The organism is Neorhizobium sp. DAR64860/K0K1, assembly GCF_050500205.1.
In the GTDB taxonomy this organism is placed as follows: Bacteria; Pseudomonadota; Alphaproteobacteria; order Rhizobiales; family Rhizobiaceae; genus Neorhizobium; species Neorhizobium soli.
In genome coordinates this window covers 271757-293692 of the sequence record NZ_CP191459.1, presented here as the reverse complement: position 1 = coordinate 293692, position 21936 = coordinate 271757, and the positions used below count along the sequence as shown (strand labels likewise).

Sequence of the window (21936 nt, the reverse complement as noted above, 5' to 3'; positions counted from 1 at the left end):
AACTCTCTTTTCGATACAAACGCACTCAAGGTTCGACAGTAGGGGACACGCCACCATGGGCATCCAGCAGAAGCCGGTCTTTACGGCCGAAGACGTGGCGCGGGCAGAGACCTACAAGGCGCGCGACTATCCTGACAATGTCGATCCGAAGGTGGAAGACCTCGTCCGCCAGATGATCTTGGGCTTTGCCGACAAGTGGACGGTGGTCATCCTGGATACGCTGTGGGACGAAGGTACGTTGAGATTTTCCGACCTCGCCCGCCGCGTCACCGGCATCAGCCAGAAAATGCTGACCCAGACGCTTCGGCGCATGGAACGCGACGGTCTGGTCATCCGCAAGACCTATGCCTGCGTGCCGCCGAAGGTGGAATACAGCCTCTCGCCGCTCGGCCTGACGCTCGGGGCAGCCTTCTGCAATGTGTGGATCTGGGCGGTCGAGAACCACGATGCGGTGGCAAAGGCCCGGACAGCATTCGACGACGAAGGCTGAAGGCCCCGGCGATACCGGCGCCTCCACATCGTTCCGCCTTCAGCTCGGGTTGATCATCGAAAAGACCTTGTCGAAGTTGCCAGTGGCTTCCGCCGTGCGCTGCCGCATCACCCGCTCAACCATCACTTCCGAGGGCGTCGGATCGGCGCAGAGCAGCCCGACGGATTCGGACACAAAATCAGCCAGCGGCATGGCCGTCGCGAACTTCGACTGGCCGGGCGTCAGCTCCGTCGCCACCTGCGGCGGGGCAAGCTCCACCACGGCAATCTTGGTGCTGCGCAATTCGTGCCGCAGGCTCATTGTCCAGGAATGGATGGCCGCCTTGGTGGCGCTGTAGCTCATGGAATCGGTGCGCGGGACGAAGGCGAGGCCGGAGGAAACGGTGACGATCGCCGCTTCCGGCTTCTGGCGCAGATGCGGAAGCAGTGCCGAGGTCAGCCAGATCGGCGCGAGAAGGTTGGTGGTGATGGTGCGCTCGGCCACATCGACGTCGTAGACATCAGCGAGCACGTTCTCGCGTTCCATGATGCCGGCATTGTGGATGACGACGTTGAGATCCGGATGGTCCTTCACGACCGAAGCGGCAAACTCGTTCAGACCGTCCTTGTCCGTCACATCGAGCTGGTATCCGGAAAGCGCCGGATTGTCCTTCAGCGTTTCATTCAGACTCGTGTTGTTGCGCCCGGTGACGATCACCTTCGCGCCGCGTTCGGAAAGGGCGATGGCGAGACCGCGGCCGATGCCGGAATTGCCGCCGGTGATCAGGATTGTTGCTTTCGTGAAATCCATTTGCATTCTCCAATGCTGCTGATGCGCTTCAATATCATCCATAGTAACTTTTAGTAAGAAGGCACCTTTTCGTAAGAAATGGGAAATCGGGTGGGGCCATCACGGCAATGTGCCGCACACGCCCTGCCTGACAAGGGGCACACGGTTTACAGGGTGGCCGGTTCTGATTTACAGCTTCGCCCGAAATCTCGTCGGGAATACAAGGATAAGCCGATGGCGCTGACAGCTTCCACCACCCATGCCCGCAAAGGCCTCGGCCATGCGGTCATCGTCACGCTCGGCATGGCGGCAACCGTCGGCACAGCGCTCGGCTTCCAGTATCTCGGCGGCTATATTCCCTGCGCGATGTGCCTCCTGCAGCGCGAACCCTATTACTACGCAATTCCGGTCGGCATTCTTGCCATGGGTGCCCTGGCATTCGGCATGCCCGCCTGGATCGGCCGCACGCTTCTGATCCTCGTCGGCCTGATGATGCTGGTCGGTGCCGGCATGGGCGTCTATCACGCGGGCGTCGAATGGGCCTTCTGGGAAGGTCCCGCAAGCTGCGGCGGCGGCGCGGGCGTCACCACCAATGCCGGCAGCCTTCTCTCCGACCTCAACACGGTGCATGGTCCGTCCTGCACGGAAGCAGCACTCCGCGTGCTCGGTCTGTCCTTTGCAGGCTGGAACGTGATCGCCAGCGTCATCCTCGCGGCCATCGCCTTCATCGGCGCCAAGAAGGCCGCGTGAGACGTAACCCTTACGGCTGCAGCTCGGAATCCCAGTAGAGATAGTCCATCCAGCTTTCGTGCAGATAGTTGGGCGGAAACAGCCGGCCGTTGTTATGCAGGTCCTGCACGGTCGGCGCATAGGGCTTCTGGTGCGGGAACATGCCGGCCTGCTTGGGAAGCTTGCTGCCCTTGCGCAAATTGCAGGGCGAGCACGCCGCCACGACATTCTGCCAGGTCGTTTCGCCGCCATGAGCGCGCGGAATGACGTGATCGAAGGTCAGATCGTCATGATCGCCGCAATACTGGCACTCGAACTTGTCGCGCAGGAACACGTTGAAGCGGGTAAAGGCGGGATTGCGGGTCGGCTGGATATAGGTCTTCAGGCTGACAACGCTTGGCAGTTTCATCGAGAAGCTGGGCGAACATACCGAATGATCGTATTCGGCAATGATGTTCACACGGTCGAGGAAAACCGCCTTGATCGCGTCCTGCCAGGACCACAACGACAAGGGATAATAGCTCAGTGGCCGATAGTCAGCGTTCAACACGAGCGCCGGTAAGGCCTGCGGGGAGACTGCAATCGTCAAATGACGCTCCTAACGGATTCGGCATCTATCTCCTCTATATTAGGACCGTTGTTACAGGATTGTGAAGCCCTTTAAATACAGGCGGCTTCGTCACTCAAACTTCACAAAATCGGCGAGACGTCGCGCTTCGTCCGGACCCCGTAATAGGACCAGAAAAGCCTCGTCGCGACCGAGCGCCAGGGACGCCAGATGAGCGCGATGGCGGCAAGCTGCTTTTCGGTCGGGCGCGCTTCCATGCCAAGCCCGTCGGCAACCGCTGCCTGCAGCGCCACGTCGCCAGCGGGGAAGAAGTCTGCGTGACCTGCCGAAAACATCATGTAGCACTCTGCCGTCCAGGGACCGATGCCGGGAAGTGCGATCAGCTGCCGTGTCGCTTCGGATGCCTCCAATCCCGCGATGGCATCGAGATTGAACCCTTTCTGCGCAATCGCCGTCGCAAGATGCATCAGCGTCGCAGCCTTCGCCCGCGAGAGCCCGAAGCTCGCCACCACCTCGGGATCGAGCGCTGCAAAAGCCTCGGCTTCCGTTGCACCGACCGCTGCCATGCGCCTCCAGATCGCCTCGGCGCTTGCCCGCGACACGACCTGCGAGACGATGATGGAGGCAAGGCCGGCGAAACCCGGTTCGATGAGCCGCAGGGGAAGCTCGCCGGACATCTCGATGATGGGGGCAAGGCGCGGATCGGCGATCACCAGTTCGGCAAGTCCCTCATTGATATCCGATCGGTCGCGGATGATCCGCACGGTTTTCTCCATGGTTGCGCATCACAAATCATGGCAGAAGGAGGCATGCCAGCCGCCCAAATCGCCACCGATCCTGATAGACCAATCTTGCGTTTCGCGCCAAGCCCGAACGGACTGCTGCATCTCGGACATGCGCTTTCGGCGGTCCTCAACCACGAAATGGCGCGGGACATGAATGGCCGCTTCCTGCTGCGGATCGAGGATATCGATCTTGCCCGTTGCACGCCTGACTATGAGGACGCCATCTACCGCGACCTTCACTGGCTGGGCCTTTCCTGGAAAGAACCGCCGCGTCGCCAGTCCGAGCATTTCGAGACGTACCGTGAAGCGCTGGGCCGATTGATGGACATGGGGCTCGTCTATCCAGCCTTCATGACGCGCGGCGAGGTAAAGGCGAAGGTCGCGGACTTCGAGGCCGATGGCGCCACATGGCCGCGCGACCCGGACGGGTCACCGCTCTATCCTGATCATGACCGGCACCTGAGCGATACCGAGCGAAAGACGCTGATCGAAAGCGGCATCCGCTACAGCTGGCGGCTCGACATGGACAAGGCGCTGGCGAGAGTTTCGGACGCTTTGACATGGCGGGAAATCTGCGACGGCGCCGAAGGGCAGGTCCCGGCGGATCCGGCGGCCTGGGGCGATGTCGTCCTGTCGCGCTCCGATGCTCCGTCGAGCTACCATCTCTCCGTCACCGTGGACGATGCGGCGCAGGGCATTACCCACGTGGTGCGCGGCATGGATCTCTATCACGCAACGTCGGTTCATCGGCTTCTGCAGGAGCTGCTCGGCCTGCCGCAGCCGATCTACCACCATCATCGGCTGATCCTTGGCACAGACGGGCGAAAACTGTCGAAAAGCGAGGGATCAACCGGGCTTGCGGCCCTGCGCGACGTGGGTCTCGGCCCGCTCGACATTCGCCGCCTCCTCGGCCTTGAGGGCTAGAGCCGAAGCATCGCCCCGGCGGCGACGCTCTTTCCGGACGCGGGAGAAGACCGAATAGATCCGGTACTTCATCAACGCCGCATTGAACTCGGCGCCGAGCATGAAGATCACGCCCACCATATATAGGAAGATCAGCACGATCATGATCGACGCCAGACCCGCATAGGTCGCTGCGTAATTGGCGAAGGTCGAAAGATAGGCCGCGAAACCGAACCCAAAGCATGTCCACAAAAGCACCGTCAGCGCCACGCCCGGCATGATGTCGATCAGCCGGCGATCTCCCGCCGGAAGGTATTTGTGCGACCCGAGCAGACCGATCATCAGGAGAAACGCCGTGCCGACGAGACCCCAGTTGGCGGCCGCGTTGAGATCGCTGATCAGCCACGGAAAGCGGGTCTGGGCAAACCGCGATGCGACGGGGACCGCCAGCAGAAGAATGCTGATGACCGCAAAGATCACCACCGCCAGGATGACGTAACCCAGACTGGCAAGACGCGTCACATACCAGGGTCGCGTTTCGGTGACCCGGTAGGCGCGGTTGAGCGAGATGCGAAGGGCCTCGACGCCGTTCGACGCGAAATAGGCAGCCGCCAGCACGGATACGGTCAGCAACCCGCCGCGCGGTATCTCCAGCACCCGCTGAAGTTCGGACGCGATCGGATCGGCAACATCGGCCGGCCATGTATCGAACAGGAGATGTACAGTCGTCTGCGAAAACCCGCCTGCACCGAGAAAGCCGGCAAGTGCCGTGCCGAAGATCAGGAATGGGAACAGCGCCAGTAGCCCCGACAGCGCAACGTGGCTCGCCATCGCCCACCCATCATCCTCCGAGAAATGCCAATAGGCATCCCAAAGCACCTTGAACGCCAGTCTCGGCCACCTGACCGGGGAGTTTTCTTCCAAAGACGACATCTCCCTAGGAGCTTAAGTGCAGGATCAGTTGAGGCTTGTGGCGAAATATGGAAGGTAGGCGGCAACTTGTACAGAGAGACCTTAACGGTATGCAATCGGCATGACAGACGGAAGAACGATTATCGTGACAGGCTGTTCCTCAGGGATCGGCGCTCACTGTGCCCGCGCGCTGAAATCCGAGGGATGGCGGGTGTTCGCGACGGTGCGCAAAGAGGCCGATCTGGCAGCGCTGGAACAGGACGGCATCGAAGCCCTGCTGATGGACTACACCAAGCCTGAGACGATCGCGGCGTTGGTCGACACCGTTCTCGCCCGCACAGGCGGACGCATTGATGCGCTCTTCAACAACGGCGCCTATGGCCAGCCAGGTGCTGTCGAAGACCTTTCGACCGACGTGCTGCGTCTCCAGTTCGAGACCAATCTGTTCGGCTGGCATGACCTGACGACCCGCATCATCCCCGTCATGCGGCGACAGGGTCATGGACGCATCGTCAACTGCTCCTCCATTCTCGGCATCGTTCCCTACCGCTACCGCGGCGCCTACACCGCCTCGAAATTCGCGCTGGAAGGTCTGACCGTGACGATGCGGATGGAGCTGCACGGAAGCGGCATCCATGTGAGCCTGATCGAGCCCGGACCGATCGACACGCAGTTCACGGCCAACGCGCTCGCCAAGGTCAAGGAGCATATCGACCTGGTCAATTCGCCGCATGCCGAACAATACAAGCGGCAATTGCAGCGGCTGGACGGGAGCGGGCCGGTCAACCGCCACAAGCTGGGTCCGGACGCCGTTCACACGGTACTGAAGCATGCCTTGACCGCAGACAACCCGAAGCCACATTATCTGGTGACGAAGCCGGCCAAGCAGGGCGCGTTCCTGAAACGTATCCTGCCGGCAGCGCTCTTCTACAAATTGATGCAACGGATCGACTGATCGCCCGCAAGCGGAAAGCAAAATCTTGATGGCCACCTTTACCACCGTTCTGACCGTGATCGTCATCGGCCTGGTCGTGCTCGTTTTGATCAAGGGCCTGTTCAACATGGTAAAGGGCACCGATGCCAACCGGTCGAACAAGCTGATGCAACTGCGTCTGCTGCTCCAGGCCGTCGCCGTCATCCTCATCATGTTCACGCTCTGGCTGACCGGCGGCGGCCGGCCGAGCTAGAGCAAATGCCGAACTAAGGAAATTACAGTCTTCATGGTCAAGCTCAACAAGATCTACACGCGCACCGGCGACGACGGGACGACAGCACTGGTATCCGGTCCGCGACGCGACAAGCACGATATCAGGGTCGAGGCCTATGGCACGGTCGACGAGGTCAACTCGACGATCGGCATGGCGCGGCTTCATACGGCAGGCATGGGCGACGTCGATCAGATGCTGTTTCGCATCCAGAACGACCTGTTCGATCTCGGTGCCGATCTTGCAACGCCAGACACCGGCGAAAAGCCCGAATACGAGCCTCTGCGGATCATCGAAGCGCAGGCGACACGTCTGGAAACCGAAATCGACACGCTGAACGCCGATCTCGAACCGCTGAAATCCTTCGTCCTGCCCGGTGGTTCGCCGGCTTCCGCCTATCTGCATCTCGCCCGCACCGTATCGCGGCGTGCCGAACGGCTGATGGTCGAGCTTTCGAGGCATGAGGCGATCGGCCCGGCTGCGCTCAAATATATCAACCGCCTGTCGGATTTCCTGTTTGTCGCGGCCCGCGTCGCCAACGAGAATGGCAGGACCGACATTCTGTGGGTGCCCGGCAAGAACCGATAGGCGAAAGCGCGACCAAGGCGCGACGGACGGGAGGAGAGGAAGCGACGCATGTTCATTCCCCTGCATGATGCCGTCGCGCTGAAATACATCCGCGTGCAGTGGGTGACGTTCTCGCTGATCGCCGCCAACATACTCATGTGGCTGTTCACGAGCCTTGCTCCATCGGAAACGACGGAGATCGCCTCGCTGGGTCTCGGCTTCATTCCGGCGATCATCTTCGACTATGCGGTGCTCGATCCCTCTGCCATCCTCGTCCCGGAAGATGCGACCTTCGTCACCTATGCCTTCCTGCATCTGGATTTCTGGCACCTTGCATCGAACATGCTGTTTCTCTGGGTGTTCGGCGACAATGTCGAGGACGCACTGGGTCATGTGCGCTTTCTGATATTCTACCTGCTTTGTGCCGCAGCCGGAGCTCTTGTGCACGGCCTGGTCGGCCCGATGTCCGAGGGGCCGCTGATCGGCGCATCGGGCGCGATCTCCGGTGTCGTCGCCGCGTATTTCCTTTTGCATCCGCGCGTTCGGGTATGGGTGCTTGTTCTGTTTCGGATTCCGCTGCCGCTGCCAGCCTTCGTGCCGCTGACCCTGTGGATCGTTCAGCAATTCGTGATGCTTTGGCTCGAAGCCGATAGTGCGGTGTCCTGGGGTGCGCATGTCGGAGGAATTCTGGCGGGTGCCGCACTCGTCATCGTGATGCGCCGCCGGGGCGTTCCCCTGTTCGACCGCGAGATCGTCACGCCGAAGGCCGTGCTGCACAAGCCGAGCGTATCGCAGGAGACGCGACCGGCCGAATAGGCCTATGAGAAAACCGCAACCCAGATGGGATAATCCACGTTGTCATCAGGGCAAAAATGGGTATCCATGTCGCCCACTGACAAATGGATAAGCCGCAAATGTCGCAATCTGCGGCTGGAGAAAAGTCAAGGAAGGACCCCATGAAGATCCTGGTGCCTGTAAAGCGCGTCGTCGACTACAACGTGAAGATCCGCGTCAAGCCGGATGGATCCGGTGTCGAGCTTGCCAACGTAAAGATGTCGATGAACCCGTTCGACGAAATTTCCGTCGAGGAAGCCCTGCGCCTGAAGGAGGCCGGCAAGGCAAAGGAAGTGATCGTCGTATCGATCGGTCCGGCAAAGGCTGAAGAAACGCTGCGCACGGCGCTTGCAATGGGCGCCGATCGGGCGATCCTGATCGAGACCGACGAAACGGTCGAACCGCTTGCCGTGGCGAAGCTCCTGAAGGGCGTCGTCGACGCCGAACAGCCGGGCCTCATTATCGTCGGCAAGCAGGCTATCGACGACGATTCCAACCAGACCGGCCAGATGCTGGCAGCCCTGCTCGGAACCGGACAGGCAACCTTCGCCTCGAAGATCGAACTTTCCGCCGACAAGGCTGTGGTCACGCGCGAAGTCGATGGTGGCCTGCAGACCGTCGAGGTCAAGCTTCCAGCCGTCGTCACCACCGACCTGCGCCTGAACGAGCCGCGCTACGCGTCCTTGCCGAACATCATGAAGGCGAAGAAGAAGCCTCTCGACAAGAAGACGGCAGCGGATTTCGGCGTCGATATCGCCCCTCGCCTCAAGGTTCTGAAGACCGAGGAGCCGGGCGGCCGCAAGGCAGGCATCAAGGTGAAGTCCGTCGAGGAACTGGTCGGCGCCTTGAAGACCGCCGGCGTGATCTGATTTTAGGGAGATAAACTCATGGCCATTCTTCTTCTGGCAGAACACGACAATGCCAGCCTCAACGACCAGACCGCCAAGGCGCTGACTGCAGCGTCACAAATTGGTGGCGATGTCCACGTTCTGGTCGCCGGTTCGGGCGCGCAGGCCGCAGCCGACGCCGCAGCGAAACTTTCCGGCGTCTCGAAGGTCCTGCTTGCCGACGACGCAAGCCTTGCCAACAGCCTTGCCGAACCGCTTGCAGCACTGATCGTGTCGCTGGCCGGCTCCTACGATGTCATCATGTCCTCGGCAACAGCGTCCGCCAAGAACGTCATGCCGCGCGTTGCCGCGCTGCTCGATGTGGCGCAGGTTTCGGAAATCATCGAGGTGATTTCGCCGGATACATTCCGTCGTCCGATCTACGCCGGCAACGCCATCCAGACCGTCCAGGCGACCGATGCCAAGAAGGTGATCACTGTGCGCACGGCATCTTTCGCGGCAGCGGATGAAGGCGGTTCCGCTTCCGTGGAGACAGTGGCGGCCGCAGCAAACCCTGAAGTATCGTCCTTTGTCTCCGATGCGCTTGCCTCCTCGGACCGTCCTGAACTCGCATCCGCCAAGATCATCATCTCCGGTGGCCGTGCACTCGGTTCCTCGGAAAAATTCCAGGAAGTCATCCTGCCCGTCGCCGACAAGCTGGGTGCGGCCGTTGGCGCTTCGCGCGCAGCGGTCGACGCAGGCTATGCTCCGAACGACTGGCAGGTCGGCCAGACCGGCAAGGTGGTTGCTCCGCAGCTCTACATCGCGGTCGGGATTTCCGGTGCCATCCAGCATCTGGCCGGCATGAAGGATTCCAAGGTCATCGTTGCGATCAACAAGGACGAGGAGGCCCCGATCTTCCAGGTGGCCGACTTCGGTCTCGTGGGCGATCTCTTCGAGATCCTGCCGCAGCTCGAAAAGGCCCTGTGAGGCCAACCGGCTTTTTCGCACCGCAGTTCGGCGACGCGAAAATGCTGGCAAAAAACACGCTAGCAGACTAGAAAAATGCCGGGCTGTCTCACGCAACCCGGCATTTTGCTGTGAGACGCCGTACGGTTATGATGAATGCGAGACGCGGGCGAAAACCGCACCCAGGGAGCGAGTGAGATCATGAAGAATATCGGCGTCATCGGCGCAGGCCAGATGGGCTGCGGAATTGCACATGTTTCGGCGCTCGCCGGCTATCACGTGCATATCTATGATCTCTCCAAGGACCGGATCGAAGGCGCACTTGCAACCATTAACGGCAACCTCGCCCGCCAGGTTTCCAGCAACAAGCTTTCCGACGAGGATCGCAACTCAGCCCTGTCCCGCATCACCGGCTCCGCCGATGTCAACGACCTCGCACCGATGGACATGGTCATCGAAGCTGCGACCGAAGACGAAAGCGTCAAGCGCAAGATCTATGCGCAGGTCTGTCCGGTTTTGAAGCCCGAAGCGCTTCTCGCCACCAACACCTCGTCGCTGTCCATCACCAGGCTTGCCGCCGCGACCGACCGGCCCGAGCGCTTCATGGGCATCCATTTCATGAACCCGGTGCCGCTGATGAAGCTGGTGGAACTGGTGCGCGGTATCGCCACCGACGAGCCGACCTTCCGGGCCGCCAAGGAATACGTGGTCGCGCTGGAAAAGACCGCCACCGTTGCCGAGGATTTCCCCGCCTTCATCGTCAACCGCATCCTGCTGCCGATGATCAACGAGGCGATCTATACGCTGTATGAAGGCGTTGGCTCGGTCGAGGCGATCGATACGGCCATGAGGCTTGGCGCCAACCATCCGATGGGACCGCTGCAGCTTGCCGATTTCATCGGCCTCGACACTTGCCTGTCGATCATGCAGGTGCTGCATGACGGCCTCGCTGACAGCAAATACCGCCCCTGCCCGCTTCTCGTCAAATATGTCGAAGCCGGCTGGCTCGGCCGCAAATCCGGCCGCGGCTTCTACGACTATCGCGGCGAAGTCCCGGTCCCGACGCGGTAGGGATCAGCCTTGTGGCGGCCCGCTCCGCACCCGCTTGACTGGATGCTAGAAGGGGTCGGCTGAGGTGAAGGGCAAGACCTTCATCCGCAGCCCTCAAGCGCCCTTGGCGGCCGTCACCAGCGCCTTCGCGTCGTCGCTGTCCCATGCGGCGGGGCCGTTCATGGCGCCGATCAGGCAGCCCTTCTTGTCGAGGATCAGCGTTGCCGGCAGGCCGAAGGCGAGGCCTTCCTTTTTCAAGGCGTTGAACGTGCCCATCGAACTGTCGCGGTAGAAGCCGAGCTTGTCGATCTTGTACTCTTCAAGAAAGTTCTTCGGCTTCTCGTCGCTGCCGGTATCGATGTTGATGGCGACGACCTCGAAATCAATGCCACCCATCGCCGCCTGCAACCCGTTCAGCGCCGGCATCTCTTCGCGGCAGGGCACGCACCAGGTGGCCCAGAGGTTAAGCAGCACCGTTTTGCCGGCGAGATCGGCCGTCGTCATGTCCTGCCCCGCCGGTCCCTTGAAGGACAGGGAGAGCGGGCGCGGTGGCTGTGCCTCGACCATGGCGGCAACCTGGCCCTTGGAGAAGGCACCGACGGACTTTGCGAGTTCGGCCGAGCCCTCGCATTGGCCGGCCGACGGGGAGAGTGAGGCGTCTGCCGCCCCATCCGAACCATTGCCAGACCCCATGTTCGTCACGTATACGGCGACGGTGCCGGCGACGATCCCGAGGACGGCGGCAATCAGGATCAATCGGACAGAAGGAAGGCCAAGCGGTCTTTTGGACGTCATCAACTACTCCAGGACTGAATTCATGGCCGACACGAAGGACGCGACATCTTCCAACCAGATGTGGGGCGGACGCTTCGCTTCCGGGCCGGATGCGATCATGGAGGAGATAAATGCCTCGATCGGTTTCGACAAGAAGCTGTTCGCCCAGGATATCCGCGGTTCGATCGCCCATGCGACGATGCTGGCGGAACAAGGCATTATTTCGCACGAAGATAAAGACAAGATCGTTTCCGGCCTGAACACGATCATGTCAGAGATTGAAAGCGGACAGTTCCAGTTCTCGCGCAAGCTTGAGGACATTCACATGAACATCGAGGCGCGGCTGGCAGACCTGATCGGTCCAGCCGCCGGTCGCCTCCACACCGCCCGCTCCCGCAATGACCAGGTCGCGCTCGATTTCCGCCTCTGGGTCAAGGAAGAGCTCGTCAAGACCGAGAAGATGCTGACGGGTCTGATCGCCGCGTTTCTCGACCGCGCCGAAGAGCATGCCGATACGGTGATGCCCGGCTTTACCCATCTGCAGACGGCACAGCCGGTTACCTTCGGCCATCACTGCATGGCCTATGTGGAAATGTTCGGCCGTGACCGAGCCCGCGTTCGCCATGCGATCGAGCATCTCGACGAAAGCCCGATCGGCGCCGCAGCCCTTGCTGGCACGCCCTACCCGATCGACCGCCACATGACGGCGAAGGCCCTCGGCTTCCGAGAGCCGACCCGCAATTCCATCGACACCGTCTCCGACCGCGATTTCGCGCTGGAATTCCTGTCGCTGGCTGCCATCTGCGCCGTGCATCTGTCGCGTCTTGCGGAAGAAATCGTCATCTGGTCGACGCCGCAATTCGGCTTCGTGCGCCTGTCCGACGCGTTTTCGACCGGCTCCTCGATCATGCCGCAGAAGAAGAACCCGGATGCCGCCGAACTGGTGCGCGCCAAGACCGGCCGCATCAACGGTTCGCTGGTCGCGCTGCTGACCGTCATGAAGGGTCTTCCGCTCGCCTATTCCAAGGACATGCAGGAAGACAAGGAGCAGGTGTTCGACTGCGCCGAAAACCTGGAACTGGCGATTGCCGCCATGACCGGCATGATGCGCGATATGACCATCCGCGCCGACAAGATGCGCGCCGCGGCCGGCGCCGGCTTCTCCACCGCGACAGATCTTGCCGACTGGCTGGTTCGCGAAGTCGGCCTGCCCTTCCGCGAAGCCCATCATGCGACCGGCCATGCCGTCGCGCTGGCGGAGAAGAAGGGCTGCGACCTTTCCGAGCTCTCCCTTGGAGAACTGCAGGCGATCAACCCTGCCATCACCGACAAGGTCTTCGACGTGCTTTCGGTGGATGCCTCGGTTGCCAGCCGCGTCAGTTTCGGCGGTACGGCTCCCTCCGAGGTGCGCAAGCAGATCGCCTGGTGGCGCGAGAGAAACTGACGCCTGCGCGACGAATGAAGCGGCAAGGATACTGCACAAGCGCGCGGAACTTCGCTATGAAGTGTGCGTGACCGTGCCGGAGAAGGAAGAGAATGTCGAAATCCCTGGTGAAAATCGCCCATGTCAGCCTGATCCTGGGCGTCGTCAGCCTCGTTGTCGCCGGTTGCGGCCGCAAGGGCGACCTCGACCGCCCCAGCACGCCCGTCGAACAGCAGAACATCCGCAAGAGCAGCAAACCCGGTGACGCCAACAAGGAACCGGTTGCCGAGCGGCCGTTCGTCCTCGACCCGCTTCTGTAGTTCCCAGACCCCTTCAGTTTTCCGAGTTTTGACGTGAATCATTTCCACTACATCGACGGCGTCCTTCACGCCGAAAACGTCGCCATCCCGGAAATCGCAAAAGCCGTCGGCACGCCATTCTACGTCTATTCGACAGCCACGCTGGAGCGCCATTACAAGGTGTTCGCGCAGGCGTTTTCCGATGTGGATGCGATGGTCTGCTACGCCATGAAGGCGAACTCCAACCAGGCAGTCCTCAAAACCCTGGCAAAGCTCGGCGCCGGCGTCGACGTCGTCTCGGGCGGCGAGTTGCGGCGCGCGCTGGCGGCCGGCATTCCCGCATCCCGCATCATGTTTTCGGGCGTCGGCAAGACCGTTGCCGAAATGGATCTGGCGCTCGAGGCCGGGATCTACTGCTTCAACGTCGAATCCGAGCCGGAACTGGAAGTGCTGAACCTGCGCGCTCTCAAAGTCGGCAAGCGCGCGCATGTCTCCTTCCGCATCAACCCGGATGTGGATGCGGGCACCCATGCCAAGATTTCGACGGGGAAGAAGGAAAACAAGTTCGGCATCGCTTACGACCGGGCCCGTGACGTCTATGCCCATGCGGCAACGCTTCCCGGCATCGAAGTCACCGGCATCGACATGCATATCGGCAGCCAGATCACCGAGCTCCAGCCGTTCGAGGATGCCTACCGGCTCCTGCGCGAACTCGTCGATGTCCTGCGCGGCGATGGCCACACGATCAGCCACGTCGATGTCGGCGGCGGTCTCGGCATTCCCTACAAGGACGACAACACCCCGCCGCCGCTGCCGGATGCCTATGCGGAAACGATCAAGCGGCAGCTGCGCACGCTCGACTGCAAGATCGTCACCGAACCCGGCCGCCTGATCGTCGGCAATGCCGGCATTCTGGTGACCGAGGTCATCTATGTGAAGGATGGCGGCGAAAAGACCTTCGTGATCGTCGATGGCGCGATGAACGATCTGATCCGCCCGACACTCTACGAAGCCTATCATTCGATCCGCCCCGTCGTGGTACCGCCGGCCGATGCGCCGCGGATCAAGGGCGACGTTGTCGGTCCCGTCTGCGAGACCGGAGACTATCTGGCGCTCGACCGCGAGATGGCGGAACCGAAGCCCGGTGACCTGATCGCCGTCGGTTCTGCCGGTGCCTATGGCGCCGTGCAGGCCGGCACCTACAATTCCCGCTTGCTTGTGCCGGAAGTGCTGGTGAAGGGATCCGAGTTCCATGTGATCCGCCCGCGCGGCTCCTACGAGGACCTGATTGGACTGGATTCCGTGCCCGCCTGGCTCGGCTAGACCCGCGCAGAAACGTTCACTTTTGCGGCAAACCCCCTGTAAATATCGGGGCCGGCATGTCGCCGCCCTCGTCTTCGCCACAAACATTGTTATGTTGATAGCTTGATTTGGGCCGCCACGATCGGAGACGGACCGCATGAGCTTGATCCGCAAAGGTGCTTTCGAAACACATCCGGCGCTCGCAAGACGCGTCGCGCTGAAACGGTCGTTTGCCCGTTTCGTGCTGTTTTCAGAACGCCTTCTGCCGAAGCTTCTGGCCCCGCTCGCGGTCGTCGCCCTGTTTTTCTCCGTCTCCTGGTTCGGCCTCTTCCGCGTCACGCCTGATCTGCTGCGCTGGATCCTGCTCGGGTTTTTCACCTTTGCGTTCCTGACCTCTCTCCTTCCCTTGGCGGGGCTTCGCTGGCCCGATGCTGCCGATGCGGACCGGTTGCTGGAAGAGCGCAATGGCCTGCCCCACCAGCCCGTCGCCGTGCAGGAAGACCAGCCGGCATTCGAGACACCGTTTGCCCGCGCGCTCTGGAAAGAACACCAGATCCGCATGGCCGAGCGGATCGCGGCGCTCGATACGGGCATGCCGCGGCCCGATATTGCCAGCCATGACCGGTTCGCGCTGCGCGCCGTACCGGCGCTCGTGTTTGCCGTGGCGCTCGGCTATTCCTTCTCGAACGGTGGCGGTTCGCCAGCGGACGCCTTCCGCCCGGCACCACTGGCTGCAAGCACCAACCCGGACCTTCGCATCGACGCCTGGCTGACACCACCATCCTACACCGGCCGCGCCCCGATATTCCTGACCGGCCGCGATGCTGCCAGCAACACCGCATCCGTGCCGCAAAATTCCGGCCTGACCGTGCGCGTAACCGGTGGCGAAGGCGAGGAAGCGGTTGTCTTCACGCCGAAATCCGGCGGTGAGCCCCTGACGCTGATCACCGAAGAAGCGCGCAAGTCGGCTGAAGAGGCGAGCAAGCAGGCACAGGGTAACTCCCCAACGCCCGAGGGCCAGCAGGCCAAGCCACAGGCTCCTGTAAGTGAGCCCCAGACTGCACAGACAGTGCCGCCGCGCAGCTATGCGTTCAACGTGGACGAAAGCGGCGAGCTCACAGTCAACGGCCAGACATGGACCTTCGACGTCATTCCCGACCGGCCGCCGGAGATCGCCTTCGACGGCCAGCCGAAGCGGTCCGTCAATGGCGCGCTGGAAATCGGTTTCCGCGGCAAGGATGATTACGGCATTCGGGAAGCCCATGCGCTGATCGAGCCTGTCGGCCCTGTCGACCCGGCGGCCACGCCGCTTTACCCGGCGCCAGAATACCGCCTCGACCTGCCGCGCCAGAACCGCGGCCAGGAGGTGAAGGCCCTGACCAGCCGCAGCCTGGTCGAGCATCCGCTGGCCGGAAAGCGGGTCAGGATTACGTTGATTGCCAAGGACGGCGCGGGCCAGACCGGCCGCAGCCCCGCCCATGAAATGGTAATGCCGGGCCGCGGCTTCTCGGAACCGCTGGCGGCCGCCGTTGCCGAACAGCGCCAGGTTTTTGCGCTCGACACGCGCCAGGTGCCGCGCGCGATCGAGCTCAACGACGCGCTGGCGATCCGTCCCGACGAGACCATTCCGAACCTTGGCCACTTCCTGGCAATCCGGTCGGCCCGCGAGCGTATGAAGATTGCCCGCAACGAGGAACAGCTGAAGGACGCCGCCGACTACCTGTGGGAAATCGCGCTCGGCATCGAGGACGGCGATCTCTCGGCTGCCGAACGCCGTTTGCGCGATGCCCAGCGCAATCTCTCCGACGCGCTCGAAAAAGGCGCCGGCGACGAGGAAATCGCGGCCCTGATGAAGGAATTGCGCGAGGCGATGCAGCAGTTCATGAGCGAGCTCGCCCAGCGCATGCAGAACGCGCCGCAGGGCCAGCAGAACATGCAGGCGCAGAATGTCATCCGCCAGCGCGACTTGCAGAACATGATGGATCAGATCGAAAACCTCGCTCGTTCAGGCAATCGTGACGCTGCCAAGGAAATGCTGTCGCAGATGCAGCGGATGATGAACAACCTGCAGGCCGGACGCCCGCAGCGCGGTCAGCAGGGCCAGCAGCAGCAGCAAAACAGCCAGATGCGCCAGCAGATCGACAAGCTCGGCCAGATCATGCAGGAACAGCAGCGGCTGATGGACCAGACCTTCAAGCTGGACCAGGCCTTGCGCGACCGCATGCAGCGCGGCGACCCCCAGCAGCAGGGCGGCGAACAGGGTGAGCAGCAGCAGAGCCAGAACGGTCAGCAGGGCCAACAAGGTCAGCAGGGCCAGCAGGGCCAGCAAGGTCAGCAGGGTCAGGGCCAGCAGGGCCAAGGCGGCGAACAGAATACCGAACAGATGACCGCCGAACAGCTGCGTGAGGCGCTGAAGAACCTGCGTGCACAGCAGGAAGGCCTCGGCAAACAGCTGGGTGAGCTGCAGCAGGCCCTGAAGGGCATGGGCATGGATCCCGGCCAAGGCTTCGGGGAAGCCCAGAGTGAAATGGGCAGCGCCGGCAAGGCGCTCGGTGACGGCCAGGGCGACCAGGCTGTCGAGGGCCAGGGCAACGCACTTAACGCGCTTCGCCAAGGCGCCCAGAGCATGATGCAGCAGATGATGCAGGCGATGCAGCAGGGCCAGGGCCAAGGCGAAGGCCAGCAGGACGGCCAGGGACAGGGCATGGCCAACCAGGGCGGCCAGAACGGTCGCGATCCCCTAGGGCGCCCGCGTGCGACGTCAGGTCCGGACTTTGGCGATCAGGTGAAGGTGCCCGACGAAATCGACGTGCAGCGCGCCCGCGAGATCCTCGATGCGATCCGCGAGAAGCTGGGCAACACCCTGTCTGGCGATGCCGAGCGTCAGTATCTCGAGCGGCTGCTCGAGATCCGCTAAATCCACCTGCGAGAGATCAGGCCGCGCAGGAAGTCTGCACGGCAAGCGCCATGGCGACAGCCTTGCGGATCTCCGGCAATGCGAAAGGCTTCTGCACCACATCGACGATCTTCGACGACAGGTCATCGGCGCGTTCGCGCTGTTCGGCATAGCCGGTCATCAGCAGGATCTTCATGTCGGGATACTGGGCGGCGGCTTCGTGCGCCAGCGCAATGCCATCCATGACAGGCATTCGGATATCGGAAAGCAGAAGATCGAACGCGCCCTGCTCGAGCTTTTCAAGGCCTTCGGCGCCATCGCCGGCCTCATGCGTCTCATGGCCATCCATCCGGAGAGCGCGCGCAACAAACATGCGCAACGTGTGTTCATCCTCGGTAATAAGGATCTTGGCCATAGCGATCATCGCTCCCATTTTGTGTATCAATCCGGGAGCAATTCACCAGAGTTTGGTTGTCGAGGAGTAAACAGGCGAGGCTCAAACCGCGCCATGGTTAACACCTTGCGACCGGATGGCGGCAGATTTCTGCCCCCATCCGAACCAAAATCAACTCACGCGTCGCCAGTCACGACGCCGACGAAAGGCAGTTCGCGGAACGCGTAGGCGACGTCCATGCCGTAGCCGACGACGAAGTAGTCGGGGCATTCGAAGCCGACGTAATCCGCCTCAAGCTCTTCCTTGCGCTTCACCTTCTTGTCGAGAAGAACGGCCAGCGAAACATGGCGGGCGCCGCGCTCATAGAGCAGTTCCTTGGCGAATTTCAGCGTGCGGCCGGATTCCAGGATGTCGTCGATCAGAAGAACATCGCGGTCCTTCACGTCGCTGTCGATATCCTTGACGATGCGAACGCCCTGCGAGACCGTGCCGGTGCCGTAGCTCGAAAGTGTGATGAACTCCACTTCCGGTGCAAGGCCCGTCTCATGCAGCGCGCGCAGAAGATCCGCTGCGAAAATGAACGAGCCCTTGAGGACGGCGATGACGAGCAGATCCTTCGTGGGACCGGTCGCGATCTGCGCTGCGATTTGGTGATTGCGCACGGCGATCTGTTCGGCAGTGAAAAGCGGCTCGATGTTTTTGCCGCGGACGACGGGCATACGGATACTCCTGATAGATCGGAAGCGCCGCGATAGCACAATCAGAGGCGGGACGCATCCCGTTCCGCAAAGGTCAGGCGCAAATCCGGGAGTTTTCCGCCGGGATGCGGCACCCGCGCAGAAAACCCGCGGCTGTGGCCGGCAGCAATGGCGGAAGCCGGCGGGGCAATCAACGTCGAGGCGACCAGCGTGTCGCCGGCCATGAATTCGGCCCGGATCGCGGGCATGGTCTTTGCGTCACTGGTCCGGTTCTCGACGATTCCGTTGATCAGTAGAACCCGCATGCCATCCGCATCGCGTGGCGTCATGGTGATGTGAGTAATATCGAGCGATGGCTCGGCTTGGGCTTCTCCGCTGTCGTTGAACAGGAACGAGAAGCCACCGGCACTCGCAAACACCAGCACGAAAGCGGCAGCCACAAGAGCGCAGAACAGATCGGCCGAAAGCGTATTCAGCACGCGCTCGACCTTGCCGACGAAGCCATTCGGCACCGAGGACGGAGCACCGGACCTCACCCTCTCTGCAGGCTTACCGGTCGCTCGGTTCTTGGTCCTGTTGTCTGAATTGTCGTTGTGCGAACGCGGTCTGGACCGCTGCCACCCGCCATCAGTCACGGGCACGAACTGCGCATCCACCACGGGACCACGCGCCTTCACCCGGCCCTTGGGGCCTGTTGTGATTTCGGGCGGCAGGATGTCCATGCGGACAATCGTCTTGCCGGCGCGGCTGCTGAACGTGTTCATCGGACCTCTTCGGCGCCGCTTGTCCCCCGATATCGAAAGAGGCGGCCATTGAAACGAATCCCCCCTAGTCGTAAATTCGATTGGTTAACCGTTTGCAAACAGCGCCCGAAATAAGCCCTTTTTGACCGGCGCTTTACCTTTCGTTTACCTTCATCGTTAAGAGATGGTCAGGTGCGAATCTGAAGGGTTCAGGGATTTGGTCTTCCGTTGATTCATTTCGAAAATGTTGGGTTGCGATACGGCATGGGCCCGGAGATTCTCCGGGACATGACGTTCGACATCCCGAAACGGTCATTTCAGTTCCTGACCGGCCCATCGGGTGCCGGCAAGACGACGCTTCTGCGTCTGCTTTTCACCTCACTCTACCCCACCCGCGGCATCATCCGCATGTTCGGCCGCGAGCTGTCGCAGATCCCGCGGAGCGAGCTGCCGATGCTGCGCCGGCGAATCGGCATCGTCTATCAGGACTTTCGCCTGCTCGACCATCTGACCACCTATGAGAACGTCGCCCTGCCGCTTCGGGTGCGCGGCAAGGACGAGGCGTCCTATCGCAATGACGTGATCGAGCTCCTCAAATGGGTCGGCCTCGGCGAGCGCATCAATGTGCTGCCGGCCGTCCTGTCCGGCGGCGAAAAGCAGCGTGCGGCGATTGCCCGTGCCCTGATGGACCGGCCGGAAATACTGCTCGCCGACGAACCCACCGGCAACGTCGACCCGCCCATGGCCCGCCGGCTGCTCAGCCTGTTCCTCGAGCTCAACCGGCTCGGCACCGCCGTCGTCATCGCGACGCACGATCTGGCGCTGATGGATCAGGTCGATGCACGGCGGATGATCCTCACCGAAGGGCGGCTCGATATCTATGAATGAGCCGCGCCCTCCCAAGAAGACCAAACCGGCTAAGACGGAGAAAGCCCCGGCACCGGCAAACGCTTGGCAGGAGAAAGGCGCCGAGACAGCGACCGACCAGGGTCCGCGCCGCGCCTCGATGCGGGTGCGCCCGACAGCCCCGATCCTGCCTCCCTCCAATATCCAGGGCAATGCGCTGATGGTGGTGATCGCCATCATGGCCTTCCTCGCATGCCTGACGCTCGGCGGGGTCAGCATGGTTCGCGCCACCGCGGCCGGCTGGCAGAGCGAGATCGCCCGCGAAATCACCATCCAGATCAAGCCGGACGATGGCCTCGACATGGATGCGGCGCTGAAGAAGGCGCGCGATGTCGCACTGACCTTTGTCGGCACCCGGGACGGCACGATCATGGATGACAGCGCCACCGCGCGGCTGCTGGAACCTTGGCTCGGCACCGGCCTCGACCTTGCCGACCTGCCCGTGCCGCGGCTGGTGATCATCACGATCGACGAGCAGAACCCGCCCGATTTCGCAGCCATGCGCGACCTCCTGAAGACCGAGGTGCCGCAAGCCTTTCTCGATGACCACCGTACCTGGGTGGACCGGCTGGTCTCGATGGCGCGCACCACGGTGCTGATCGGCATGGGTGTGCTGATCCTCGTCTTTACCGCGATGATCCTGACCGTCGTGTTTGCCACCCGCGGCGCCCTGTCCGGCAACCGGCATATCATCGAAGTCCTGCATTTCGTCGGCGCCGAAAGCGGTTTCGTCGCCCGCGAATTCCAGAAGCATTTCCTGAAGATCAGCATCAAGGGATCGGCAGCCGGCGGCGCGCTGGCGGCACTGCTGTTTGCGGCCGCCAATCTGTGGCAGTCGCATTCGCGCGCGACGCCCCAGAGCGAGCAGGCGACCGCCTTGTTCGGATCCTTCACGATCGGCTTCGGCGGCTATCTCGGGATCTTCGCGACGATCCTGGTGATCGCCCTTCTGACGACGCTGACCGCCCGCCTGACGGTGATGAAAACCATCGACGAGATCGACCTGATCCGCTCCGATCCGGCACGGGCGGATGGCGCGCCGAAATCATAACCCGCACGTGTTTTTTGAAGTGAACCCGTTGTGGGGCTAGGCGACAACGAAATCTAGGTCTATCAACGAAATCATGACACTCGGCCAGACCCCTCCCGATGTGACGGACGACCGGACTTCGGACCGGAGACGAAGGGCTTTGCTCTCGCGCCGGAGCACGTTTAGACGAATAGCAAGACGGATCGTCATGGTGGCGTTCATCTGCGTTGCGATCGTCGTCGGCGGTTTCCTCTGGTTCGCGGACGCGGTCACATCGTTGCGAGCGCCCGATGGCGTCAAGGCCGATGCAATCGTTGTTCTGACAGGTGGATATCTGCGCATAGAACAGGCGCTCGGTCTGCTGCGCGACGGGGCCGGCAGGCGGCTTCTGATTTCCGGCGCGCATCCATCCACCACGCCAACGCAGATCCGCAAGGTCACGCAGGCCTCGCCCGACCTTTTCAAGTGCTGCGTCGATATCGGCTATGATGCGATCGATACAATCGGCAATGCCAACGAGATCTCCCGCTGGATCCACGACAAAGACTACAAATCCGTGCTCGTCGTGACCAACAACTACCACATGCTGCGCAGTCTGCACGAACTGCGCCGCGCCGATCCCGCGACGGAATTCATTCCCTATCCGGTCATCAATGCAGATCTCGCCCGCCGCGCCTGGTTCGCCGAGCCGGATACGCTGCGCACGATGCTGTCGGAATACGTCAAGGTGGTGCTGGCAACCATTCGCGACTGGGTGGGCATGCAGAAGGGCAGCGGCCTCCGAACCGACGGCGATTCGACCGGGTCGGTGCCGAAAAAATCTCCCTGATCTGAGCAGGCCGTCGATCTCGCGCTTTTGTCCGC

25 protein-coding genes are annotated in these 21936 nt (G+C 61.9%); 17 read left to right on the top strand and 8 right to left on the bottom strand.

From position 1 onward, the window contains the following. The first annotated feature begins 55 nt into the window (after positions 1–55). Complete coding sequence (locus ACQY1J_RS06035) at positions 56–490, top strand: winged helix-turn-helix transcriptional regulator (protein ID WP_430250938.1); 435 nt, start codon at positions 56–58, stop codon at positions 488–490. Between the two features lie 39 nt (positions 491–529). Here ACQY1J_RS06035 and ACQY1J_RS06030 read toward each other — a convergent pair whose 3' ends face one another. Beyond that, a complete protein-coding gene (locus ACQY1J_RS06030) occupies positions 530–1279 on the bottom strand; it encodes an SDR family oxidoreductase (RefSeq protein WP_430250937.1) in 750 nt (249 codons plus the stop codon). Positions 1280–1498: 219 nt separating this feature from the next. Here ACQY1J_RS06030 and ACQY1J_RS06025 point away from each other — a divergent pair, with 219 nt between their 5' ends. After that, positions 1499–2008 carry a disulfide bond formation protein B gene (locus ACQY1J_RS06025; protein WP_062583038.1) on the top strand — a complete coding sequence of 170 codons (510 nt, stop codon included), beginning with the start codon at positions 1499–1501 and terminating at the stop codon, positions 2006–2008. Between the two features lie 10 nt (positions 2009–2018). Here ACQY1J_RS06025 and ACQY1J_RS06020 read toward each other — a convergent pair whose 3' ends face one another. Both ACQY1J_RS06020 and ACQY1J_RS06015 read right to left on the bottom strand, forming a co-directional pair. After that, positions 2019–2576, bottom strand: coding sequence for an HNH endonuclease (locus ACQY1J_RS06020; protein ID WP_062461688.1), 558 nt, complete (start codon positions 2574–2576; stop codon positions 2019–2021). A 101-nt stretch (positions 2577–2677) separates the two neighbouring features. Continuing rightward, a complete protein-coding gene (locus ACQY1J_RS06015) occupies positions 2678–3331 on the bottom strand; it encodes a DNA-3-methyladenine glycosylase family protein (protein ID WP_430250936.1) in 654 nt (217 codons plus the stop codon). Positions 3332–3349: 18 nt separating this feature from the next. Between ACQY1J_RS06015 and gluQRS the strand changes: the two genes are divergently transcribed. Continuing rightward, complete coding sequence (gluQRS, locus tag ACQY1J_RS06010) at positions 3350–4264, top strand: tRNA glutamyl-Q(34) synthetase GluQRS (protein WP_430250935.1); 915 nt, start codon at positions 3350–3352, stop codon at positions 4262–4264. On the opposite strand, the gene ACQY1J_RS06005 is transcribed toward gluQRS, so the two are convergent. Further along, positions 4187–5167, bottom strand: a complete 981-nt coding sequence (locus tag ACQY1J_RS06005; protein WP_430250934.1) for a YihY/virulence factor BrkB family protein — start codon at positions 5165–5167, stop codon at positions 4187–4189. The genes gluQRS and ACQY1J_RS06005 overlap by 78 nt on opposite strands. A 109-nt stretch (positions 5168–5276) precedes the next feature. On the opposite strand from ACQY1J_RS06005, the gene ACQY1J_RS06000 reads away from it, so the two are divergent. The 7 genes from ACQY1J_RS06000 (at position 5277) to ACQY1J_RS05970 (ending at position 10628) form a co-directional block, all read left to right on the top strand. Further along, positions 5277–6110 (top strand): SDR family oxidoreductase, encoded by an 834-nt coding sequence (locus tag ACQY1J_RS06000; RefSeq protein ID WP_192077792.1) that lies wholly within the window; start codon positions 5277–5279, stop codon positions 6108–6110. 28 nt (positions 6111–6138) lie between these two features. Beyond that, positions 6139–6342, top strand: a complete 204-nt coding sequence (locus tag ACQY1J_RS05995) for a twin transmembrane helix small protein (protein ID WP_062461700.1) — start codon at positions 6139–6141, stop codon at positions 6340–6342. 33 nt (positions 6343–6375) lie between these two features. Beyond that, the gene (locus ACQY1J_RS05990) at positions 6376–6948 is read left to right on the top strand and encodes a cob(I)yrinic acid a,c-diamide adenosyltransferase (protein WP_113111798.1); all 573 of its coding nucleotides are present in this window, start codon (positions 6376–6378) and stop codon (positions 6946–6948) included. Positions 6949–6996: 48 nt separating this feature from the next. Continuing rightward, on the top strand, positions 6997–7743 hold the full coding sequence (locus ACQY1J_RS05985; protein ID WP_430250932.1) for a rhomboid family intramembrane serine protease: 747 nt from the start codon (positions 6997–6999) through the stop codon (positions 7741–7743). A gap of 140 nt (positions 7744–7883) precedes the next feature. Next, positions 7884–8630: an electron transfer flavoprotein subunit beta/FixA family protein gene (locus ACQY1J_RS05980; RefSeq protein WP_430250931.1), complete on the top strand. Its 747-nt coding sequence runs from the start codon at positions 7884–7886 to the stop codon at positions 8628–8630. An 18-nt stretch (positions 8631–8648) separates the two neighbouring features. Further along, entirely contained in the window at positions 8649–9578 is a 930-nt protein-coding gene (locus tag ACQY1J_RS05975) for an electron transfer flavoprotein subunit alpha/FixB family protein (RefSeq protein WP_430250929.1), read from the top strand. Between the two features lie 180 nt (positions 9579–9758). Further along, complete coding sequence (locus ACQY1J_RS05970) at positions 9759–10628, top strand: 3-hydroxybutyryl-CoA dehydrogenase (protein WP_082476452.1); 870 nt, start codon at positions 9759–9761, stop codon at positions 10626–10628. 93 nt (positions 10629–10721) lie between these two features. On the opposite strand, the gene tlpA is transcribed toward ACQY1J_RS05970, so the two are convergent. Beyond that, on the bottom strand, positions 10722–11402 hold the full coding sequence (gene tlpA / locus ACQY1J_RS05965; RefSeq protein WP_430250928.1) for a thiol:disulfide interchange protein TlpA: 681 nt from the start codon (positions 11400–11402) through the stop codon (positions 10722–10724). A gap of 22 nt (positions 11403–11424) precedes the next feature. On the opposite strand from tlpA, the gene argH reads away from it, so the two are divergent. The 4 genes from argH to ACQY1J_RS05945 all read left to right on the top strand — a co-directional run bounded on the left by argH (position 11425) and on the right by ACQY1J_RS05945 (position 17322). After that, positions 11425–12825 carry an argininosuccinate lyase gene (argH, locus tag ACQY1J_RS05960; RefSeq protein WP_430250927.1) on the top strand — a complete coding sequence of 467 codons (1401 nt, stop codon included), beginning with the start codon at positions 11425–11427 and terminating at the stop codon, positions 12823–12825. 92 nt (positions 12826–12917) lie between these two features. After that, complete coding sequence (gene lptM, locus ACQY1J_RS05955; RefSeq protein WP_062581790.1) at positions 12918–13124, top strand: LPS translocon maturation chaperone LptM; 207 nt, start codon at positions 12918–12920, stop codon at positions 13122–13124. Positions 13125–13157: 33 nt separating this feature from the next. Then, positions 13158–14426: a diaminopimelate decarboxylase gene (gene lysA / locus ACQY1J_RS05950; protein ID WP_430250926.1), complete on the top strand. Its 1269-nt coding sequence runs from the start codon at positions 13158–13160 to the stop codon at positions 14424–14426. A gap of 136 nt (positions 14427–14562) precedes the next feature. Beyond that, positions 14563–17322 carry a TIGR02302 family protein gene (locus ACQY1J_RS05945; protein ID WP_430250925.1) on the top strand — a complete coding sequence of 920 codons (2760 nt, stop codon included), beginning with the start codon at positions 14563–14565 and terminating at the stop codon, positions 17320–17322. A gap of 16 nt (positions 17323–17338) precedes the next feature. Here the strand turns inward: ACQY1J_RS05945 and ACQY1J_RS05940 are convergent, their stop codons facing one another. The 3 genes from ACQY1J_RS05940 to ACQY1J_RS05930 form a co-directional block, all read right to left on the bottom strand. Further along, on the bottom strand, positions 17339–17716 hold the full coding sequence (locus tag ACQY1J_RS05940) for a response regulator (protein WP_062462002.1): 378 nt from the start codon (positions 17714–17716) through the stop codon (positions 17339–17341). 155 nt (positions 17717–17871) lie between these two features. Then, complete coding sequence (hpt, locus tag ACQY1J_RS05935) at positions 17872–18414, bottom strand: hypoxanthine phosphoribosyltransferase (RefSeq protein ID WP_092659399.1); 543 nt, start codon at positions 18412–18414, stop codon at positions 17872–17874. A gap of 41 nt (positions 18415–18455) precedes the next feature. Continuing rightward, a complete protein-coding gene (locus ACQY1J_RS05930) occupies positions 18456–19157 on the bottom strand; it encodes a hypothetical protein (RefSeq protein ID WP_430250924.1) in 702 nt (233 codons plus the stop codon). Positions 19158–19364: 207 nt separating this feature from the next. On the opposite strand from ACQY1J_RS05930, the gene ftsE reads away from it, so the two are divergent. The 3 genes from ftsE to ACQY1J_RS05915 all read left to right on the top strand — a co-directional run bounded on the left by ftsE (position 19365) and on the right by ACQY1J_RS05915 (position 21901). Beyond that, complete coding sequence (gene ftsE, locus ACQY1J_RS05925; RefSeq protein ID WP_062461741.1) at positions 19365–20024, top strand: cell division ATP-binding protein FtsE; 660 nt, start codon at positions 19365–19367, stop codon at positions 20022–20024. Further along, complete coding sequence (locus ACQY1J_RS05920) at positions 20017–21093, top strand: cell division protein FtsX (protein ID WP_430250922.1); 1077 nt, start codon at positions 20017–20019, stop codon at positions 21091–21093. Before ftsE ends, ACQY1J_RS05920 begins: the two co-directional genes overlap by 8 nt. Positions 21094–21166: 73 nt before the next feature. Then, positions 21167–21901 carry a YdcF family protein gene (locus ACQY1J_RS05915; RefSeq protein ID WP_062461744.1) on the top strand — a complete coding sequence of 245 codons (735 nt, stop codon included), beginning with the start codon at positions 21167–21169 and terminating at the stop codon, positions 21899–21901. The last annotated feature ends 35 nt before the right edge of the window (positions 21902–21936 follow it).

Coding starts and splice junctions, on each gene's coding strand:
- ACQY1J_RS06035 (WP_430250938.1), top strand. CDS start 56: ATGGGCATCCAGCAGAAGCCGGTCTTTACGGCCGAAGACGTGGCGCGG.
- ACQY1J_RS06030 (WP_430250937.1), bottom strand. CDS start 1,279: ATGGATTTCACGAAAGCAACAATCCTGATCACCGGCGGCAATTCCGGC.
- ACQY1J_RS06015 (WP_430250936.1), bottom strand. CDS start 3,331: ATGGAGAAAACCGTGCGGATCATCCGCGACCGATCGGATATCAATGAG.
- gluQRS (WP_430250935.1), top strand. CDS start 3,350: ATGGCAGAAGGAGGCATGCCAGCCGCCCAAATCGCCACCGATCCTGAT.
- ACQY1J_RS06000 (WP_192077792.1), top strand. CDS start 5,277: ATGACAGACGGAAGAACGATTATCGTGACAGGCTGTTCCTCAGGGATC.
- ACQY1J_RS05995 (WP_062461700.1), top strand. CDS start 6,139: ATGGCCACCTTTACCACCGTTCTGACCGTGATCGTCATCGGCCTGGTC.
- ACQY1J_RS05990 (WP_113111798.1), top strand. CDS start 6,376: ATGGTCAAGCTCAACAAGATCTACACGCGCACCGGCGACGACGGGACG.
- ACQY1J_RS05985 (WP_430250932.1), top strand. CDS start 6,997: ATGTTCATTCCCCTGCATGATGCCGTCGCGCTGAAATACATCCGCGTG.
- ACQY1J_RS05980 (WP_430250931.1), top strand. CDS start 7,884: ATGAAGATCCTGGTGCCTGTAAAGCGCGTCGTCGACTACAACGTGAAG.
- ACQY1J_RS05975 (WP_430250929.1), top strand. CDS start 8,649: ATGGCCATTCTTCTTCTGGCAGAACACGACAATGCCAGCCTCAACGAC.
- ACQY1J_RS05970 (WP_082476452.1), top strand. CDS start 9,759: ATGAAGAATATCGGCGTCATCGGCGCAGGCCAGATGGGCTGCGGAATT.
- tlpA (WP_430250928.1), bottom strand. CDS start 11,402: ATGACGTCCAAAAGACCGCTTGGCCTTCCTTCTGTCCGATTGATCCTG.
- argH (WP_430250927.1), top strand. CDS start 11,425: ATGGCCGACACGAAGGACGCGACATCTTCCAACCAGATGTGGGGCGGA.
- lptM (WP_062581790.1), top strand. CDS start 12,918: ATGTCGAAATCCCTGGTGAAAATCGCCCATGTCAGCCTGATCCTGGGC.
- ACQY1J_RS05945 (WP_430250925.1), top strand. CDS start 14,563: ATGAGCTTGATCCGCAAAGGTGCTTTCGAAACACATCCGGCGCTCGCA.
- ACQY1J_RS05940 (WP_062462002.1), bottom strand. CDS start 17,716: ATGGCCAAGATCCTTATTACCGAGGATGAACACACGTTGCGCATGTTT.
- hpt (WP_092659399.1), bottom strand. CDS start 18,414: ATGCCCGTCGTCCGCGGCAAAAACATCGAGCCGCTTTTCACTGCCGAA.
- ACQY1J_RS05930 (WP_430250924.1), bottom strand. CDS start 19,157: ATGAACACGTTCAGCAGCCGCGCCGGCAAGACGATTGTCCGCATGGAC.
- ACQY1J_RS05920 (WP_430250922.1), top strand. CDS start 20,017: ATGAATGAGCCGCGCCCTCCCAAGAAGACCAAACCGGCTAAGACGGAG.
- ACQY1J_RS05915 (WP_062461744.1), top strand. CDS start 21,167: ATGACACTCGGCCAGACCCCTCCCGATGTGACGGACGACCGGACTTCG.